The sequence below is a fragment of the Bacillales bacterium genome (assembly GCA_035700025.1).
Lineage (GTDB): Bacteria > Bacillota > Bacilli > Bacillales > DASSOY01 > DASSOY01.
The window spans coordinates 1-2,636 of record DASSOY010000051.1 but is presented as its reverse complement, the minus strand read 5'-3'; the positions used below and the strand labels follow the sequence as shown (position 1 = coordinate 2,636).

Annotated in this window: 2 protein-coding genes; one reads left to right on the top strand and one right to left on the bottom strand. The window is 50.9% G+C overall.

The window, feature by feature from the left end; all coding sequences use genetic code 11:
• On the bottom strand, positions 1 to 1,286 hold a 1,286-nt coding region (locus VFK44_09105; protein ID HET7628530.1), incomplete at its 3' end, for a (Fe-S)-binding protein.
• A gap of 189 nt (positions 1,287 to 1,475) precedes the next feature.
• On the opposite strand from VFK44_09105, the gene cls reads away from it, so the two are divergent.
• Positions 1,476 to 2,636: cardiolipin synthase (gene cls / locus VFK44_09100; GenBank protein ID HET7628529.1), on the top strand; the 1,161-nt coding region annotated here is incomplete at its 3' end.

The window sequence follows — 2,636 nt, the reverse complement described above, 5'->3', positions numbered from 1 at the left end:
GGGTTGCCTTGCCGCTCGATATTTTGAATCGCCCGCTGCGCCTCAGGATCCATTTTCCCTTCCATCATGACAAGGTAACGGCGCATGTCGATGATCTTATCGACATGTTCATTCATGACCGGACATTGATCTTCACAGTTTCGGCAAGTCGTACAAGCCCAAATTTCTTCTTCCGTAATGACGTTGCCGATCAATTCAGGACTGTAATCGACCGCAAGTGAGCCTTCCGTTGCCGCCGCACTTTCCTGGTGCCCTTGACCTCTTGCTTGGAAAGCGATTTGGTTGCCTTTCGTGTTCGAGAAAGCAAACGCAGGCATCCAAGGCGTCCGGGAAGTCACTGCCGCTCCGGTTTCCGTCAAATGATCCCGCAAGCGAACGATCAAATCCATCGGCGACAGCATTTTACCCGTACCCGTGGCGGGACACATATTCGTACAGCGTCCGCATTCCACGCAAGCATACAGGTCGACCAGCTGCTTTTGGTCAAAGTCTTCAATTTTATTGACACCGTAAACTTCCTTCGATTCATCTTCAAAATCAATCGGTTTCAGACGACCGACTTTATGCGTGCGCCCGAGCCACACGTTGGCCGGTCCGAAAATCAAGTGTGCATGCTTCGACTGCGGTACATAAACGAGGAAGGTGAGCAAGAATAACAAATGCCCCCACCAAAACACGTAAAACAATGCCCCGGCTGCCGTCGGCCCGACCCATTGCAGCAAAAAGGCAAGCCCGGATGCGACCGGCTGTCCCGCGGTGTAGTTCATTTCGGCCGCAGTAATGATTTCCATCGCATTGGAAAGCAGCGTACAAAGCATTAACCCGGCAATGAATAAAAGAACGAGCCCCGATTTAAAACCGCGCTTCAATCGGACGAGCTTTTCCACGTAACGGCGATAAAACGCCCATACCGTAGCTACGAGAATCATTAAGACGACGAGCTCCTGGAAAAACGTAAAATACGGATAAACCGGTCCGAACGGCAAATGCGAACCCGGAGCCAACCCGCGCCAGATCAAATCGATGGCCCCGAACTGCACGAGCAAAAAACCGTAAAACATCATCACGTGTATCGCACCGCTTTTCTTGTCTTTCAGCAGTTTCTTTTGCCCGAATACGTTAACGAGAACAGCGTCGATTCGTTCTTTCACGGTGCGGTCGAATTCGGCCTTTTGCCCAAGCTTGATAAACTTCACACGCGTCGTAACGATATAAGCAAATAAATAAATCCCGTAAGCGACAACGGCCAAAAACGCCAGCCAATTGATGATGTGCAAAGTATCCAACGCTCCATCTCCCTCCCAAGAAAACGGTTACAAAGTTTATGCCTATTATAGCATAAAATGACTGAGTGAGCATTCAGTCGGCACTATCAAGTTACGCGTGAACAAAGCGTTTGTTTCCAGAAAAAAAATAAAACCAACGCCGTTCGGGCATAATAAAAGTTCAGCAAACCGTTGGGGAGAGAACCGAACATGTTGACAACCATCGCACTTATTGTGCTGCTTGTGATTTTCCTGTTGTGGGCCGACTTGGCTGTTGGCAAACGCGTCTGGCGGAGACAAAAACTTTTCCAATCGACACGCTTCCCGCTGCGGCATGGGGACGTCAGCTTCTACGACCAAGGCGTCCCTTTTTTCAAGGATTATTTTCGAGCGATTGAACAAGCCTACGACCACATTCACATAAATTTTTACATTTTCAGAAACGACACGATCGGCAAACAGTTGTGCGCCCGGCTGAGAAAAAAAGCGCGCGAAGGCGTGAAAGTCCGTGTGCTCGTCGATTGGATGGGCAGTCATTTCTTTTCGAAAAAAGAGCGGAAGGATCTGGAGCGGGCCGGCGTCTCGTTTGCCGTCTCCAACCGTCCGCGTCCACCGTTTTGGTTTTTCACAATGAACCGGAGAAACCATCGAAAAATCACCGTCGTTGACGGAAAAATCGGTTTCCTCGGCGGATTCAATGTCGGCGATGAATATTTAGGAAAAAAACCGGAACTCGGCAATTGGCGCGATTATCACATCAAAATCGAAAACGACGGTGTTCAAGATTTGCAGCAACAGTTTCTCGTCGATTGGAAAACCGCCACCGGTGAACAGATCGAAGGCTCCCGCTACTACCCGGAGTTGGCGAAAGGCATGACACCGTTACAACTTTTTTCCTCGAACGGGACGTCGCTCGAAGATTTTTTTTGCGACTTGTTCAACCGTGCCGAGCAATCGATTGTCATCGGTACTCCCTATTACATTCCCGGACCGAGGATCCAGCAAGCGCTTCTCTCCGCCCGAAAGCGCGGCGTCGCCGTCACGTTGCTGTTGCCGATGAAAAAAGACCATCCGCTCGTCCATGAAGCAGCCGTGCCGTACTTCGCCCCGCTAATCAAAGCCGGTTGCGATATTTATATGTACTATCAAGGCTTTTACCATGCCAAAGTCATGATCATCGACGGAACGTTGTGCGATGTCGGCACCGCCAACCTGGACCGCCGCAGCCTTGTGCTCAACAACGAGATCAACTGCTTCATGCACGATCCTGCCATTATTGCCCGCGTCCGCGCCGCCCTCACACGCGATATTCGCCAATCCGAGCGGCTCACGCTTCGCCGCCTGCGGCGGCGTCCGCTTGTACAACGCCTC